15 protein-coding genes and 1 pseudogene are annotated in these 16,776 nt (G+C 33.4%); 5 read left to right on the forward strand and 11 right to left on the reverse strand.

Features of this window, described 5'->3' with window-relative positions:
- Positions 1-2 precede the first annotated feature (2 nt).
- Positions 3-1,961 (reverse strand): DNA topoisomerase (ATP-hydrolyzing) subunit B, encoded by a 1,959-nt coding sequence (gene gyrB, locus FYC62_RS01665; protein ID WP_149073686.1) that lies wholly within the window; start codon positions 1,959-1,961, stop codon positions 3-5.
- A gap of 233 nt (positions 1,962-2,194) precedes the next feature.
- Between gyrB and FYC62_RS01670 the strand changes: the two genes are divergently transcribed.
- Complete coding sequence (locus FYC62_RS01670; RefSeq protein ID WP_149073687.1) at positions 2,195-3,118, forward strand: DUF58 domain-containing protein; 924 nt, start codon at positions 2,195-2,197, stop codon at positions 3,116-3,118.
- On the opposite strand, the gene FYC62_RS01675 is transcribed toward FYC62_RS01670, so the two are convergent.
- From FYC62_RS01675 to FYC62_RS01705, 7 genes are all read right to left on the reverse strand, one after another.
- Complete coding sequence (locus FYC62_RS01675) at positions 3,115-3,948, reverse strand: mechanosensitive ion channel family protein (RefSeq protein WP_039450316.1); 834 nt, start codon at positions 3,946-3,948, stop codon at positions 3,115-3,117. The two genes, FYC62_RS01670 and FYC62_RS01675, sit on opposite strands and share 4 nt — an antisense overlap.
- Positions 3,949-3,997: 49 nt before the next feature.
- The gene (locus FYC62_RS01680; protein ID WP_149073688.1) at positions 3,998-5,188 is read right to left on the reverse strand and encodes an aspartate aminotransferase family protein; all 1,191 of its coding nucleotides are present in this window, start codon (positions 5,186-5,188) and stop codon (positions 3,998-4,000) included.
- 35 nt (positions 5,189-5,223) lie between these two features.
- Complete coding sequence (locus FYC62_RS01685) at positions 5,224-5,640, reverse strand: hypothetical protein (RefSeq protein ID WP_039450320.1); 417 nt, start codon at positions 5,638-5,640, stop codon at positions 5,224-5,226.
- 6 nt (positions 5,641-5,646) lie between these two features.
- The gene (locus tag FYC62_RS01690) at positions 5,647-6,222 is read right to left on the reverse strand and encodes a hypothetical protein (protein ID WP_149073689.1); all 576 of its coding nucleotides are present in this window, start codon (positions 6,220-6,222) and stop codon (positions 5,647-5,649) included.
- 25 nt (positions 6,223-6,247) lie between these two features.
- Entirely contained in the window at positions 6,248-6,790 is a 543-nt protein-coding gene (locus FYC62_RS01695; RefSeq protein WP_449406388.1) for an RNA polymerase sigma factor, read from the reverse strand.
- Between the two features lie 67 nt (positions 6,791-6,857).
- Positions 6,858-7,811, reverse strand: a complete 954-nt coding sequence (locus FYC62_RS01700) for a transketolase family protein (RefSeq protein ID WP_039450327.1) — start codon at positions 7,809-7,811, stop codon at positions 6,858-6,860.
- Between the two features lie 28 nt (positions 7,812-7,839).
- Positions 7,840-8,685, reverse strand: a complete 846-nt coding sequence (locus FYC62_RS01705; protein WP_149073691.1) for a transketolase — start codon at positions 8,683-8,685, stop codon at positions 7,840-7,842.
- 204 nt (positions 8,686-8,889) lie between these two features.
- Between FYC62_RS01705 and FYC62_RS01710 the strand changes: the two genes are divergently transcribed.
- Genes FYC62_RS01710 through FYC62_RS01725 form a run of 4 tightly spaced genes read left to right on the forward strand, consistent with a single transcriptional unit; the run spans position 8,890 to position 13,884 of the window.
- Entirely contained in the window at positions 8,890-9,681 is a 792-nt protein-coding gene (locus FYC62_RS01710) for a hypothetical protein (RefSeq protein ID WP_149073692.1), read from the forward strand.
- Between the two features lies 1 nt (position 9,682).
- Positions 9,683-10,897 (forward strand): gliding motility-associated C-terminal domain-containing protein, encoded by a 1,215-nt coding sequence (locus tag FYC62_RS01715; protein ID WP_149073693.1) that lies wholly within the window; start codon positions 9,683-9,685, stop codon positions 10,895-10,897.
- A gap of 3 nt (positions 10,898-10,900) precedes the next feature.
- Positions 10,901-11,875 (forward strand): PorP/SprF family type IX secretion system membrane protein, encoded by a 975-nt coding sequence (locus FYC62_RS01720; RefSeq protein WP_149073694.1) that lies wholly within the window; start codon positions 10,901-10,903, stop codon positions 11,873-11,875.
- 2 nt (positions 11,876-11,877) lie between these two features.
- Positions 11,878-13,884, forward strand: coding sequence for an OmpA family protein (locus tag FYC62_RS01725; RefSeq protein WP_149073695.1), 2,007 nt, complete (start codon positions 11,878-11,880; stop codon positions 13,882-13,884).
- Between the two features lie 74 nt (positions 13,885-13,958).
- On the opposite strand, the gene bcp is transcribed toward FYC62_RS01725, so the two are convergent.
- The 3 genes and pseudogenes from bcp to FYC62_RS01740 form a co-directional block, all read right to left on the reverse strand.
- Entirely contained in the window at positions 13,959-14,417 is a 459-nt protein-coding gene (gene bcp / locus FYC62_RS01730; protein WP_149073696.1) for a thioredoxin-dependent thiol peroxidase, read from the reverse strand.
- Between the two features lie 17 nt (positions 14,418-14,434).
- Positions 14,435-16,168 (reverse strand): M23 family metallopeptidase, encoded by a 1,734-nt coding sequence (locus FYC62_RS01735; RefSeq protein WP_205943753.1) that lies wholly within the window; start codon positions 16,166-16,168, stop codon positions 14,435-14,437.
- Positions 16,155-16,765: pseudogene (locus FYC62_RS01740) on the reverse strand (fumarylacetoacetate hydrolase family protein). The gene FYC62_RS01735 and the pseudogene FYC62_RS01740 overlap by 14 nt, the downstream one beginning before the upstream one ends.
- Positions 16,766-16,776 lie beyond the last annotated feature (11 nt).

Consider the following 16,776-nt stretch of genomic DNA (forward strand, 5'->3'; position numbering starts at 1 on the left):
TTTTATAAATCTATCTTAGCGTATTTAGCATTTTTCTCAATAAACTCTCTACGAGGCGCAACTTCATCACCCATTAACATAGAGAAAATATGATCTGCTTCTGCCGCATTATCAATACTTACGCGTTTTAAAGTACGTGTTTTTGGGTCTAGTGTAGTTTCCCAAAGTTGTTCAGCATTCATCTCACCTAAACCTTTATAACGTTGTACATGTACGCTATCTTCTTTACCAGCTCCTTTTAGTCTTTGTATAGCGGTGTCACGTTGTGCGTCATTCCAGCAATATTCAAACTCTTTGCCTTTTTTAACTTGATAAAGAGGAGGTGCCGCAATGTAAATATTACCAAATTCTATTAAGCTCTTCATGTATCTAAAGAAGAAAGTTAGAATTAGGGTAGTAATGTGAGAACCATCGATATCAGCATCCGTCATGATGATGACTTTATGGTATCTTAATTTTTCAATATTTAAAGCTTTATCATCATCCTGAGTACCAATACTTACACCCAAGGCAGTAAAGATGTTTTTTATCTCGTCGTTCTCGTAGATTTTATGCTCCATAGCTTTTTCTACGTTTAGGATTTTACCTTTTAACGGAAGAATAGCTTGGAAATCTCTATCTCTACCTTGTTTTGCAGTACCACCTGCAGAGTCGCCCTCAACTAAATAAAGTTCGCAAAGCATGGGGTCTTTGTTGGCACAATCTGCCAATTTACCAGGTAAACCAGAACCACCCATAACATTTTTACGTTGCACCATTTCACGGGCTTTACGGGCGGCAGCTCTAGCAGTAGCAGCAATAATTACTTTATTTACAATAAGTTTAGCTTCTTTAGGATTCTCTTCTAAAAAGTTTCCTAATGCTTCACCTACAGCAATATCTACAGCGCCAGTAACCTCGTTATTTCCTAGTTTAGTCTTGGTTTGTCCTTCAAATTGAGGCTCTTGTACTTTAACAGAAATTACAGCAGTTAAGCCTTCTCTAAAATCGTCTCCGGTAATTTCAATTTTTAAGTTTTTTAATAAACCAGATTTTTCTGCGTATGATTTTAATGTACGAGTTAAACCTCTTCTAAAACCAGCTACGTGTGTACCGCCTTCAATAGTATTAATGTTATTTACATAAGAGTGTACGTTCTCACTGTAAGAGTTATTATAAGTAAAAGCAAGCTCTACAGGGATGCCATTTTTTTCTCCTTCAATATAAATAGCATCAGGAATAAGCGGGGTACGGGTTTCATCTAAATATTTAACAAACTCTCTTAATCCACCCTCGCTATAGAAGTGTTCTGATAAGAAAGAACCGTCTTCATTAGTCTCTCTTTCGTCTGTTAAGTTAAGTTTAATGCCCTTATTTAAGAAAGCTAACTCTCTTAACCTACCAGCTAAAGTATCAAATTTATACTCTGTTGTTTGGGTAAAGATGCTGTCATCTGGGGTAAAGGTAACTATCGTTCCGGTAATGTTGGTTACACCAATTTCTTTAACATCATATTGTGGTTTACCGCAAGAATATTCTTGTACAAATATTTTTCCATCACGATGAACTTCTGCTTTTAAATGGGTAGAAAGTGCGTTAACGCAACTTACCCCAACTCCGTGTAAACCACCAGAAACTTTATAGGTGTCTTTGTCAAATTTACCACCTGCGTGTAATACCGTCATTACAACCTCAAGAGCCGATCTTTTCTCTTTGGTGTGCATAGCGGTAGGAATGCCTCTACCATTATCTTTAACGGTGATAGAATTATCTTTATGGATAGTAACATAAATATCTGAACAATATCCTGCTAAAGCTTCATCAATAGAGTTGTCAACTACTTCATAAACAAGGTGATGCAATCCTTTAAAGCCTGTATCACCAATATACATCGCCGGACGCTTACGTACGGCTTCTAAACCTTCTAATACCTGTATATTATCTGCCGAATAATTTGACTTGTCTTCTTTTTCTTCGCTCATGATTTAAATTAGTAATTAATCAAAATTAAGCTTTTTACCCGAATTTGGCTTATAATGTGGATAAATAAAAAGCAACCTCGTATTGGTTTTTATATAACTGATAATCAATTATTTATGCGCTTTTTTATAGATAAAAATTATCCACTTTTTTGATGTAATATATTTGATATTATCTTGTTGAAATATATCCTAAAAATTAACGCTTAATTTATTAAAAAGCACTAGTTTTAAAAATGGCAATTCAAGACATAAAGCAAGAAGATTTATTAACTTTTGGAAACCTTGAAATTTTAGCTAACCAAGTTGTAGAAGGCTTTATAACAGGTTTACACAAGAGTCCTTTTCATGGTTTTTCTGTAGAATTTGCAGAGCATAGGCTGTATAATCCCGGGGATTCTGTTAAGCATATTGATTGGAAATTATTTGCTAGAACAGATAAGTATTTTACTAAAAAATATGAAGAAGAAACCAATTTGCGTTGCCAAATTTTAATTGATGCTTCATCTTCTATGTTTTATCCCCCGGAAGGGATAAATAAATTCCAATTTTCAGTGATGTCTGCCGCTTGTATCATTAATTTATTAAAAAGACAAAGAGATGCATTTGGTTTAACTGTTTTCGCTGAGGACATAGAATTACATACGCCGGCAAAATCTACTCCGGTACATCAGAAATATGTTTATCACGAGCTAGAGAAATATTTACAACAAAAATCACATCAAAAAAAGACGCAATTGGTTAAAAATTTACATGCCATAGCAGATCATATCCCTAAGCGTTCTATGGTGGTTTTGTTTTCTGATTTATTTGAGAATGTTCTTCATCATGAAGATTTGGAACACATATTTGCGGCTTTACAACATCTTAAATACAACAAACATGAAGTTATTATTTTTAATGTTGCTGATGATAAACATGAACTAAACTTCGATTTTGATAACAGACCTCACCACTTTATTGATGTAGAAACAGGCGAAGAATTTAAGCTGAATCCTAAAGATTATGCGGAAACCTACCAACTAAGGATGGCGCATTACCGAAAAGAAATAGCTTTAAAATGTGGGCAATACAAAATTGATTATTTAAATACCAGTTTAGCACAAGGCTATTATCCTACACTTCAAGCTTGGCTGTTGAAAAGAAATAAAATGCTTTAATCTTTTAAAGTTTTGTGCATATGGTATAAATGAAGGTCTCTTTGCGGGAAAGGAATAGAAATTCCTGCTTTATCAAATGCTTTCTTAATTTCTTCTAATTTATCTTGATAAACATCCCAATATAAATTATTTTCTACCAGAGCCCTCACTTTTATATTAACAGCATTATCTGCTAAAGCGCCAACATATATATAGGGTTTATCTTTATTCAACACTCTTTCATCAGTAAAAATAACCTCTTTAATAATATTTTTAACCTTATCTATATCGTCCTGATAGCCGATACCAAATAGCCATTCTACAGTACGGTTTGCTTCAGTGGTGTAATTGATAATCACATCGTTATAAAGTGGTCCGTTTGGGATGATGATGGTCTTATTGTCAAATGTTTTTAAAACGGTATGAAAAATCTGAATTTCTGTTACAGAACCAATAACGCCTTGTGCTTCAATTACATCTGTAACTTTAAAAGGCTTAATTAATAAGATTAAAATACCGCCAGCAAAATTAGATAAGCTACCTTGTAAGGCCAAACCTACAGCTAAACCAGCGGCACCCAAAATGGCTATAAAGGAAGTCATTTCTACCCCTAAAGTAGAAAGCACTGTTAAAATGAGTAAGATGATAAGAGCATCTTTAAATAAACTGCTCAAGAATACTTGTAAAGAGGGTTCAACACCTTTTTTAATGATGATATTCTTAAACATTCTTGATAAAAACTTAACAACTTGCCAGCCAATAGCTAGAAGTAATAAAGCTTTAATAATAGTGAGAACAATATCGGCCCCTCGGGCAATAAAAAACTCTTTTGCGTCTAAAAGGTATTCCATATCTAGATAAATACCTGCAAAAATGCTTCCAGAAATGAAAATTGAGGCTTTATTCTTCTACTTCATCTATAACTTGAAGAATTATTTCACAAGCTTTTTTAATTTCGTTAGGAGTGATAATTAATGGCGGGGCAATCCTCATAGCGGTATCACAATGTAAAAACCAATCTATGATAAGGCCTTTTTCTATGCATTTTGCGCTTACTTGCTCTACTTGTTTAAAACTATTCAGTTGGATAGCCAACATGAAGCCTAGCCCTCTAATTTCTTTTATTTTGGGGTGTTTTAAGAGTTGTCTGAATAAGTTTTCTTTTTCTTGTACTTGATGAATATAGCCTTCTTCTAAAATAGTTTCTAAGCTTGCTAAGCCGGCAGCGCAACTTACCGGATGCCCACCAAAAGTAGTAATATGACCAAGAATAGGGTTTGCTTTAATGCAATCCATAACATCTTTTGAAGCTATAAAAGCTCCAATAGGCATACCTCCGCCCATGCCTTTAGCCAATAATAAAATATCAGGTTCTATATTGAAATGCTCAAAGGCAAAAAGTTTTCCTGTTCTACCAAAGCCAGTTTGTATTTCATCCAAAATAAGCAAAGTACCAGTTTCATCGCATTTAGCCCTTAAAGCTTTTATGTATGCAGTTTCAGGAACTCTTATCCCAGCTTCACCTTGAATGGTTTCTAGTATAACAGCTGCTGTTTTAGTGGTAATTTGGTTGATTTGCTGGTACTGATTGAGCTCGATAAAATGAATATCAGGTAATAACGGACGGTAAGCTTGCTTATAATATTCGTTCCCCATAACACTTAAAGCACCATGTGTACTTCCGTGGTAAGCGTTATTAAATGCAATGATTTCTGTTCGGTTAGTAAATCTTTTAGCTAGTTTTAATGCGCCTTCTGTGGCTTCTGCACCAGAATTAGTGAAATAAACAGATGATAGTTGCTGAGGTAAAACAGTAGCTAGTTGAGCAGCAAATTTAACTTGAGGCGTTTGTACAAACTCGCCGTAAACAGTTAAGTGCATATATTTATCTAACTGGTTTTTGATGGCATCAATTACTTTTGGGTGGCGATGACCTAAATTGCTTACTGCAAAGCCAGAAACAAGGTCTATATGTGCTTTTCCTTGCGTATCATAGAGGTAAATACCTTCTGCTTTTTCTATTTCTAATAGGCGTGGGAAATCAGAAGTTTGGGCTGTATTAAGTAAGAATAATTGCTTTTGACTCAACATGTTCAAATATAAACATATTATTAAGCAGCGTAAAGCTATTTACTTTTTAGATGCTTAATCAATTCTTCCCTGAACTCTCTTTCAGCAATGTAAAGCGTCTTAATTTGTTCGGGAGATAAAACCTGTTGAAATCTTCTTCTGTATTGCTTTTTTAGCTGAAACATTTTCTCATCATAATAAAAATCATCATCAACAAGTTTCTGAGGGTTATTTTTATTGATTTCTCTAGCTTCTTTCTTTTGGCGTAGTAAAAGGTTAACTTCTTGTAAATAAGATTTATACATGAAGGCAAAGCTTTTTGCGTCTTCTTCATTAAGCTCGAGCTTTTTTAAAACAAATTCAATTTTTAAGGCTTCAATTCGTTCTCCTTTTTTCTGAGGAGCTTGTGCCTGAGCGAAACTAAAAGATGTTGCAAAAAGTAATATGAGGATAATGAATAGTAGATTTTTCATGTGTTATTAATTACTTATTTCCTGACTTATATCGCTCTCAAAGGTAGAAACATCATCAAGATTTTCTATAATTAAGTTTACATCATTAGCATCAGAATGAAATTTTAAATAATTAACAATTTCTTCATCAGGGATGGTAGATAATTTATGGTCTACCGTTTGGGTATTTTGATAATTTAAATAAATGCCGAAGCTTAAAGCTAGAAGTAATACCGCTGCCGAAGCATATCTAACAATACTAAGTGTGAAAATTCTTGCTTTTTTACTTGTAGTTTTTGAGATGATTTTTTCATCAAGAGCTTCAAAATAATAAGAAGGAACTGTAAATAAATCTGAGCTTTCTTGCTTTAAAGCAGCTAATTTAACTTCACTTAATAATTTTTGCGTAAGATTTTCTTGGTAATTATCTGGCATAGTAAAGCCAGTTTCACTTGTTTGGGGTAGTTTTATTTGGGCAAGAATACCTTCTTGTAGTTGATTGAAGTAATTTTCATCTACAGCAAAAGGGTTTCTTTTTAAATCATCATTCAAAAAGGCGCTATCCATATCTCTTTCCTTATTTTCCTTTCTGTCCATATTCATAATGATTGTTTTTTTTAACAAAGGTTTAATCTGATGCTAACAAAAATTGTTCTATTTTTTTAACTGCTAAATGATAAGAAGCTTTTAATGCACCAACGCTGGTTCCCAAGATGTCTGATATTTCCTGAAATTTTAAATCATCATAATACTTCATATTAAAAACTAATCTTTGTTTTTCTGGAAGTATTAATAATGCTTTTTGTAATTTCTTTTGTATTTGGTCTCCGGTAAAATAATTATCATCATTTAAGCTTTCGCTTAATTTCTCTGATAGTTCTTCAAAAGAGGAGTTGAATTTGGTTTTCTTCTTATTTAAGAAAGTAATACTTTCATTAGTTGCAATTCTATAAAGCCATGTATAGAGCTGAGAATCTTGTCTGAAAGAAGCTAAATTTTTCCAAACTTTAATGAAAACGTCTTGCACAACATCATCAGCATCTTCATGTTCTATAACAATTCTGCGTATGTGCCAATAAATTTTTTGTTGGTATTTATTTAATAGCAATTTAAAACCCAGTTCCTGAGTTTGCGGATTATTAAATTTCTCTAGTATTTCTGAATCCTCTATTTGCATTTTAACCAAATATAAAAAAGCCGAAGCATAACTTCGGCTTTTCAATAATATGTTTGGAAGATTATTTTCTCTTCATTACTTTTTTGACAGCTTCAATAATATTAGAGCTATCTAGTCCGTATTTTTTCATTAAGTCTGCTGGCGTTCCGCTTTCGCCGAAGGTATCGTTAACGGCAACAAATTCTTGAGGAGTTGGTAGTTGTGTTGCTAAAAGCTGAGCAACGCTTTCTCCCAAACCACCATATCTGTTATGCTCTTCGCAAGTTACAATACAGCCAGTTTTTTTAACTGAATTTAAAACAGCTTCTTCATCTAAAGGTTTAATGGTATGTATATTAATGATTTCAGCATTAATACCTTCTTCAGCCAGTTTTTCACCAGCTAAAATAGCTTCCCATACTAAATGACCTGTTGCAATAATGGTTACATCAGTTCCTTCGTTAATCATCCAAGCTTTACCAATTTCAAATTTTTGGTCGGCAGGGGTAAATACAGGAATTACTGGGCGGCCAAAGCGTAAATAAACAGGACCTTCATGTTCTGCTATAGCTAAAGTAGCAGCTTTAGTTTGGTTATAGTCGCAAGGATTAATAACGGTCATTCCTGGCAACATTTTCATCATGCCAATATCTTCTAGAATTTGGTGTGTAGCACCATCTTCACCTAAAGTTAAACCAGCATGAGAAGCACAAATTTTAACGTTTTTATCAGAGTAAGCAACAGATTGTCTTATTTGATCGTAAACTCTTCCTGTTGAAAAGTTAGCAAAAGTTCCGGTGAAGGGAATTTTTCCGCCTATAGTCATACCTGCAGCTATACCAATCATGTTGGCTTCTGCAATACCAACTTGTACAAATCTATCTGGGAATTCTTTTTGGAAATCTCCCATTTTCAATGAGCCAATTAAATCAGCACAAAGCGCAACAATATTTTCATTTTTTCTACCAGCTTCTAGTAATCCGGCACCAAAGCCAGAGCGGGTATCTTTTTTTTCTGTATAAGTATATTTTTTCATTTTAATTTTCAGTTAAGGGTAGTGGAGATTAGTAATCGCCAAAAGTTTCTTCTAATTGAGTAAATGCTTCAGCAAGTTGTTCTGCATTTGGTGCAATTCCATGCCATTTATGAGAACCTTCCATAAAATCAACGCCTTTACCCATTTCGGTTTTCATCAAAATCATGATAGGTTTACCATTTCCTGTTTTTGATTTTGCTTCTTCTAAAGTAGCTACCAATTCAGTCATCTTGTTTCCATCTGTATGCATAACATCCCAACCAAAAGCTAAGAATTTAGCTTCTAAACTAGTTAAATCTAAGACTTTAGATGTTGGTCCGTCAATTTGTTGGCCGTTAACATCTACTGTACAAATTAAGTTGTCTACTTTATTAAATGGTGCAAACATAGCAGCCTCCCAATTTTGGCCTTCTTGCAACTCACCGTCTCCATGTAAAGAGAAAACAATACCTTTATCTTTATTTATCTTCTTAGTTAAGGCAGCACCAATAGCAACAGACATACCTTGCCCTAATGATCCAGATGCAATTCTTATTCCTGGTAAATGCTCATGTGTAGTTGGATGACCTTGAAGTCTTGAATTTAGTTTTCTAAAGGTTTTAAGTTCTGCAACGTCAAAATAACCTGCTCTTGCTAAAACACTATAAAAAACTGGCGAAATATGTCCGTTAGATAAGAAGAATAAGTCTTCTCCGGTACCGTCCATATTAAATTCTGGGTTGTGCTTCATTACTTTAAAATAAAGTGCAACTAGGTAGTCTGCACATCCTAATGAGCCTCCTGGATGCCCTGATTGGCATTCGTAAACCATCTTAATAATATCTCTTCTCACCTGAGAAGCCATTTTTTCTAAGTCGCTGATTTCTTTAGTCATTCTTTGTTATTGTAAAAATTACACTAAAGTAAACATTTTGATGAAATTGAAGAGATTAGAAATGTTAAGAAATTAACATTTTTATGTTGAAAACTTTATTGTAGATTTGGATAAAATTAAAATAATCTTTGCTACAATAAAAAAATAAAGATTTTTTATTGTTAAAAATGTTTATAACTTTATGTTGATAACTTAATAAGCTATATGAATAAATTACTACTTCAGTATACTCTCTCTCTTCGTTTACTAATTTTTACAGGCTTAACTGTTGTGCAATGTCTCCTTTTGGGAGCAAGTTCTGTTCAGGCACAAGCAGTGGGAGATGTAGGAATAGGAACTAATACGCCTTATCAAGGTGCGGCTTTAGATATTTCTTCTAATACAAAAGGTTTGCTTATTCCTCGTTTAACTACTGCGCAAAGAACAACTTTGCAAAATAGTTTTGGAACTAATCAGGCGGCTGCTAACGGGATGATGATTTACAATACGAGTTCATCTACATTTAACTATTGGAATGGGACACAGTGGAGAGATGTAGGGGTAGCCTCAACGCCATTAAACGGGACACAGTGGTTTGTTGGTGCTAGTATTCCTCCTGGAGGTTTAGCTCCTAGTTTAAGTGCTTTAGGTAATAGTGGCGATTTATATTTAGATGGGCTAACGGGTTTTGTTTACGTAAAACAAGGTAGTAGTTGGGTGCCACTAAGAGTTGGTACTGCTAATACTCATGTTAATTTAAAAGGAATCAAAGCTACATTGCCCATTGAGGCAGGTACTGTCCAAGTTGTGCCTTCATTAAAACAATCTTATACAGTTGTTGGTGCTTTACCTGGTGGTGCTGTTTCTGTTTCGCCGGATGTTGAACTTCCAGATGGTTTAGTGATTGCCTATGCTAGAGTTTCGGCGGTTGATACCATAGAAATAAAATTTGTTAATGTTACTGGTGCTGCAATTTTATTGCCTACTGGGAATTTATCTATTGTAGTTACAAACTAAGATGAAAAAAAGATTTATACTTTTTTCTCTCATTTTTACTGGAACCGTTTTTCTCAAGACACAAGCCCAATTTGTAAGTAACGGGCTTTTGTCTGTAAGAAGCAATGGTTTATTGTCTGTTAAGAGTGATTTCATTCTTACTGGTAATAATAGCATAATCCTTAATGATGGATTGATTAATATTGATGGTAACTGGATAAATAATTCTGCCGGGGCAGGTTTCAATCCGGTTTCAGCTGGAAGCGTTGTGCTTTCAGGTGGTAATCAATCTATAAGCGGATTATCTGTAACTCGTTTTCCAGGCTTAACCCTCGCTGGTACAGGAATCAAAACTCTTACTATCAATACAGATATTAATGTTGGATTAGACTTAACAGATAGAGAATTTAAACTGGATGATAAAATACTTACTGTTTTAACAGGTAGGGCAGATGCTGTGAAAACAACAACTGGTTTTGTAAGTACCAATGCTGGAGGTAAATTTCAAAGATCAACCAATCTTACTGATAGTTATTTATTTCCTTTAGGTTCTGATGAAGGAGGAACATTAAGACTTAGTCATCTTGTTGTGAGTCCTAAAGATAATACAGATAATATTTATGGTGTTACTTTTATTAATAGAAATCCTTCTGATGATGGTTATGTAACTACCCAAAAGAGGTTTGATGTTAATACCGTAAACGATAAATACTATTATATTTTAGATCATCCTACAGGGAATACTCCGGCAGATTTTACTTTGCTTTATAATGCTGTTAATGATGGTAGTTTTAATCAAATTGTAGGTTGGCTTAAGCCGCTAATAGGTTGGGAAAAAGCTGGTATATCCAACTACCAAGGCATTAGGGGTAATACAAATGGCTTAGACGCTTCTCTAACTTTCTCTTCATTAAAGTCTTTTACAGATATACCGGTAACCTTTGCCGGTACTTTAGCTAATAATGACCCCTTAACTTTCTTCAACACGTTTACACCTAATGGAGATGGAAAAAATGATAGATGGGAGATTAAAAACATCGATTTATTTCCGGATAACGAACTAATTATTCTGAATAGATGGGGAGCAGAAGTGTTTAATATCAAAAATTTTAATAATAGTAAGGCTTGGGATGGTTCTGGCTTAAGCTCAGGAACTTATTATTATTTATTGAAAGTTAATGTAAACGGCGAGCCAAAAGTTTACAAAGGATTTATTGCTTTACTTAAAAATGAATAAGAAATGAGAAAAATCCTTTTAAACTTCATTTTACTAGTAGCTAGTTTAAATGTATGGGCTCAACAAGATGCTCAATACAGTCAGTATATGTTTAATAGTTTAGTTATAAACCCTGCTTACGCTGGATATAAAGAGACTGTTAACCTAAGCTTACTTTACAGAAACCAATGGGTTGATGTGCCTGGGGCGCCTAAAACTCAATCTTTAGTTTTAGATGCTGCTGTTGCAGATGATAAAATTGGTTTAGGTCTTAGTGTTGTTAATGATAAATCAGGTATACAAGATCAATTTTCTGCTTTTGCTAATATCGCTTATCGAATTCCTTTAGCCGGAGAATCAAGATTATCTTTTGGTTTAGGTGTAGGTTTTACTCAATTAGGAGTTAATGGTAGTGCAGCAATTATAGATGATATTTCTGATACTGAATTCTTATCAGGTAATTCAACCGGTTTAGCTCCTGATATCAGATTTGGTATTCATTACAGTACTGAAAAATTATATATCGGTTTATCAGCCATCAACTTAATGGAAAAAGCTGTAGATTTTAGTACATCATCCCAAACTTTGCAAGTTAAACAAAGCCAAAACTACTTTTTAACAGCAGGTTACTTGGTAGAGGTTTCTGATTTTTTAAAGTTTAAGCCTTCCATTATGGTTAGGGAAGATGTTAAAGGACCTACAAATTTAGATATCAATAACTTTTTCTTATTGGGAGAACGTATTTGGCTTGGCGCTTCTTACCGTACTTCATTAAAATTATGGGATAAACCAGCAGTTATTGGTATGCCACGTTCTAATAATGCAGTTGTTGGTTTGGTAGAGTTTTTTGCAGGTAAATCTTGGAGAATAGGTTATGCTTACGATTATTCATTATCTAATATAAGAGGATATGATAATGGTACGCATGAGATTTCTTTAGGTTTAATTATTAACGGTGGGAAAAGAGATTTAACAATTTTATCACCTAGATATTTTTAGATATGAGATTCAAGAATCTATTCATAATAGGAGGAAGTATTTGCATGATAACTTTAGGGGTATTAATTGCACCTAAAATGCTTAAATCTGATGATTTAGGTAAGGCAAATAAATATTACGAAAAATACGATTACAAGTTTGCTATAGATATTTATGAAAAGCTTTTAGAAAAAAGCCCAAGTTTAGAAGTGGCGCAAAAATTAGCAAACTGTTATAGGTTTGTTAACAATACCATAGCTGCTGAGAGAGCCTATGCTACTGTTTTAACTTTTCCTGGTTTTGATCCTATAAACTATATCTATTATGCAGGTATTTTAAAGCAAAATGGCAAATTCGATCAAGCAAAGCGTAATTATTTAATGTATGCAGAGCGTGTACCAGAGAAAAGTGATTATGCCGTGAAATTAGCTAATAGCTGCGATGCTGCTAGGTTATGGCTTCAAAATCCTGATGTAAATGTTGATATCGAGAACGAAAACTCCTTCAATTCAGAACATTCGGATTTTTCTCCAATAGCTTATGCTAATGGTTTTTTAATAATTTCAGATAGATGGTTTTTAAAATCTCCTGAAAACGATAAAAATGCAAAAGTTTATGGTTGGACAGGTAATTCTTTCCTTAAAATTTATCAAGCAGAGCAAGCTAAAGATTCTGCTGCTGGCGTGATGCAATTAACGCTTTTACCAGAACAAATTAATGATAAATACCATAACGGGCCTGCTACTTTAAATGCAGATGGAAGTGCTATTTATTTTACCAGAGCAGGTGTTGCTGATGATGTTGATTTAAAAAAGGCTAAAGATGTGGTTTTTAGAAAAACTATATACTTAGCTTCTAAAATTAATGGCATATGGTCAGAAGCTACACCTTTTCCTTATAATAGTCCTTATGAGTATTCTGTACAACACCCAGCCTTAAGTCCTGATGGCAATATTCTTTATTTTGCTTCAGATATGCCGGGAGGTTTTGGTGGAATGGATTTATATTATTCGGAAAAATCTTCAAATGGATGGTCTAAGCCTATAAATTGTGGTAACATCATTAATTCTGATGAAGATGAAGTGTTTCCCTTCGTTAGAAAGGATGGAACTTTATATTTCTCTTCAAGAGGGCATATCACCATTGGTGGTTTAGATATTTTTTCATCAAAAGGAGATAAAAACTCATGGAAAGAGCCAGAGAATCTTAAATCTCCGTACAATTCTACTAGAGATGATTTTGGTATTTTCTTTTTTCAAGATAACTTAAGTGGTTATTTATCTTCTAACCGACCTGGTGGTAAAGGTGCTGATGATATTTATAGATTTTATCAAAAGCCAAAAGAACAATTTTACGCTGTTGAAGGAAAAGTTAACGAGAAAGGAACTGGTAATCCATTATCAGGGTTGAAAATTTTCTTAATCAATAAAAAAACTGGTGAAGAGAAAACCACGATTTCTGCGGAAGATGGTTCTTTCAAGTTTGCTTTAGAAAAAGAAACAGATTATACGGTTAGAGGGGATATGGATAAATTTTTCTCGAGACAAGAAGGCGATATTACTACTAAAGGAGCAACGGAATCTACTGTTTTTAATGTGAAATTTGAGGTTGAGAAGGTAGAAGAGGCTTATTTGGTAAGACTTAAGAATATTTATTACGATTTTAATAAATACAATATTAGAAAAGATGCAGAGCCAGAGTTAAATAAGGTTGTTGCTTTCTTAAACAATACACCTAGCGTAAATATCGAGCTAAGATCTCATACTGATGCTAGAGGAAAAGCAGCTTATAATCTTAAACTATCAGAGTTAAGAGCTGCTTCTGCAAAAGATTATTTGAAAAATAAAGGAATTGGAAAAGAACGTTTGAGTTCTAAAGGTTTCGGCGAGAGTCAGCTTTTAAATGCTTGTGCAGATGGTGTTAAGTGTTCTGATGAGGAACATCAGTTAAACCGCAGAACAGAATTTAAAGTGGTAAAAGTAAGTCCGGTTTTATCTTACTTACCTGCACCTTTTAAGAATTTCAGATAAGATTAACCTTAAATAAAAACAAAAAGCCTTTTTCTAATCAGAAAAAGGCTTTTGTTTTTTAATTTTCAAGGATTTTATGCAATGGCTTCTAATAATTGTGCAGAAGCATTCTTAGTGTCTACTTTTGAAATGATAGCTTGTATAGTGCCATTTTCATCTATTACAAAGGTTTTTCTGTCTGTACCCATATATTTTTTACCATACATACTTTTCTCAACCCAAACCCCATACTTTTCTACAATGTCTTTTTCAGTATCAGCTAGCAAGGTAAAAGGAAGTTCAAATTTCTCTACAAATTTTTTGTGCGATTTTTCATCATCTGTACTTACACCTAAAATTTCAAAACCTTTAGCTTTTAAACTCTGATAGTTGTCTCTAAAATCGCAAGCTTCTGCTGTGCAACCTGGGGTATTATCTTTTGGATAAAAGTATAAAACAACTTTTTTTCCAATAAAATCACTCAAAGAAACAGTGTTTCCGTGTTGGTCTTTTGATGTAAATTCTGGGGCTTTATCTCCTTGTTTTAATTCCATTTGATTTAATTTTTAACTTATCTAAAAAAGTTGAGTTGAAGTGTTTTTGTGTTTTTCTTCATATCGCTAACAACTAAGGTAAAAGTATGTTTGCCAAAGCCGGTTCTTTCATCAAAGTTGTGCCAAAGCAAACCTTTTTTATAATCGTATTCCATTAAAACCCACTTGCCATTGATATAACCTTTAAATTCTTTTATCCCAGATAAATTGTCGCTAATTTTTAAAGAAATAGCTTTTTGTAAAGAGAGATTTGCATTATTCGTTATATTCATTGGAATTATATTTGGAGCAATACTATCAATCTTTAGATAAAACTTCCCAAACGACTTTGGGTAGGCTCTTATATATTCATTTATAACTTCGCCACCTTGGTAAGCACCATTTTCATTTACCACAACCAATTTGTCTTTTACTTTATTTAATGAAGTATCTGCTTTTATCATAATCTCAAAAGCTTGGTGTAAAGGAGTTAGTTTATTATGGATGCTGTGGATAGGAGATAAACTACTAGCTGTTTTTGGTGATTTTGAATATGTAAAATCAACATCATCATAAAAAATCCCTTTTGGAAATTTAATGTTAATATCTTCTTTGGTGATGATGTTCTCTTGTTCGTGGTTTAAGAGTGCTCCTTTAGCTTTATATGCCGTTGGTATGCTGGTATCAGTACTTTTGATTTTAAAGTTCAAGACAGATTCGTTTCCATTAACATCTTTAATCAGATATTTGATATCGTGGATTTGGTTGTCTTGTAAATAGATAATACCATTATTTACCAATGTTTTATGGAAACTTGTTTTACCTCCTTTACTGATAAAGCCTTTTTCTATAACTCGGCCAGAAGATATTTTACTGGGATAATCTATATAAGTATTAACAGTTCTGGTTTGGTCAAAGTAAAATTGGTCTGCTTGGGTTTCATAAATTTTCTCTTGGTCTAGCCAAATGGTGGTGCTATAAACGCCATTTCTATTTCCAGAACCATTCATGAGGTCATTAGTCATGATACCTAAACCTATTTTTCCTGAAACATTAACTACGTTTACCTTATTTAGGTTATATTTTTCGTTAGCACCAACAGTTTGAAAATATTGTTTCGGTGTAAATTCGTTAAATGGTGCATTGTTTACTTTATAGATGTAAAATCCATTTATTTGAGGTTTAACATCATCTTGTATTTTGATACCTAAAACTAAAGGGTTTATAGTTTGCTCGGTCTTTGTATTTCTAATTTCAAAATGTAGATGTGGTCCTGCGGAGCCACCTGTATTACCAGACCAAGCAATAATATCTCCTTTTTTAACAGGTATTTCTATCGGCGTTAGCGGAAAATCTGCTTCAAAAGTTTCTTTAAGATATTGATAGTTTTTGATGGATATGCTTATCTTATCATTAAACCTTTGCAAATGTGCATAAACACTAGTTAATCCGTTTGGATGATTGATATAAACAGCATTTCCAAAACCTCCAATTTGTACCCTTAATCTTGAGATATATCCATCGGCTACAGCATAAACCGGGTAGCCTTCTCTTTGATTGGTTTTAATATCTATACCTGAATGGAAATGATTTGATCTTACTTCACCAAAAGTACCAGATAAGAAAAGTTTGATATCTAATGGATTTAAGAAATAATTAACAGGTATTTCTGGAAGTTTATCTTGCTGAGAAAAAGAACAAAAAGGGGATAAGCAAAAAAAAAGTAAAGCGGCTTTAACCAATCTCATAGGAAGTATATTATTTAATCTCAAAATTTAGAAGTTCTTGTTCTTCAATATAGCCTTGTAATCTGTCTCCAATATTAATTTTGCCAACGCCAGCAGGGGTACCTGTAAAAATTAAATCACCTTTTTTAGTGTGAAATATTGGGAGACAAAGCAAATGATATCATCAAAACTAAACATCATATGGCTGGTATTACCTTGCTGTTTTATTTCGTTATTGATTTTTAAAGAGAAATTTAAGTTGTTTAAATCTTTAAAAGAGCTAATAGACAAAAAATCACTTACCGGAGCAGAGTTATCAAAACCTTTGGCTAATACCCAAGGTAATCCTTTAGATTTTAATTCAGATTGTAAATCTCGAGCTGTAAAATCTATCCCTAAACCTATTTCTTCATAGTATTTATGTGCAAATTTTTTGGCAATATGCTTTCCTTCTTTGGAAATTTTTAAGACCAATTCAACTTCATAATGAACATCTTTAGAAAAATCAGGATGATAGAATGGTTTGTTACCTTTTAATAAGGCTGTGTCTGGCATCATGAAAATAACAGGCTGTTCTGGTACAGCGTTATTTAATTCTTTGGCATGTTCTGCGTAATTACGCCCAATAGCTATAATTTTCATATATCATGTAT

Origin of the sequence: Pedobacter aquae (assembly GCF_008195825.1) — a bacterium.
Taxonomy (GTDB): Bacteria; Bacteroidota; Bacteroidia; order Sphingobacteriales; family Sphingobacteriaceae; genus Pseudopedobacter; species Pseudopedobacter aquae.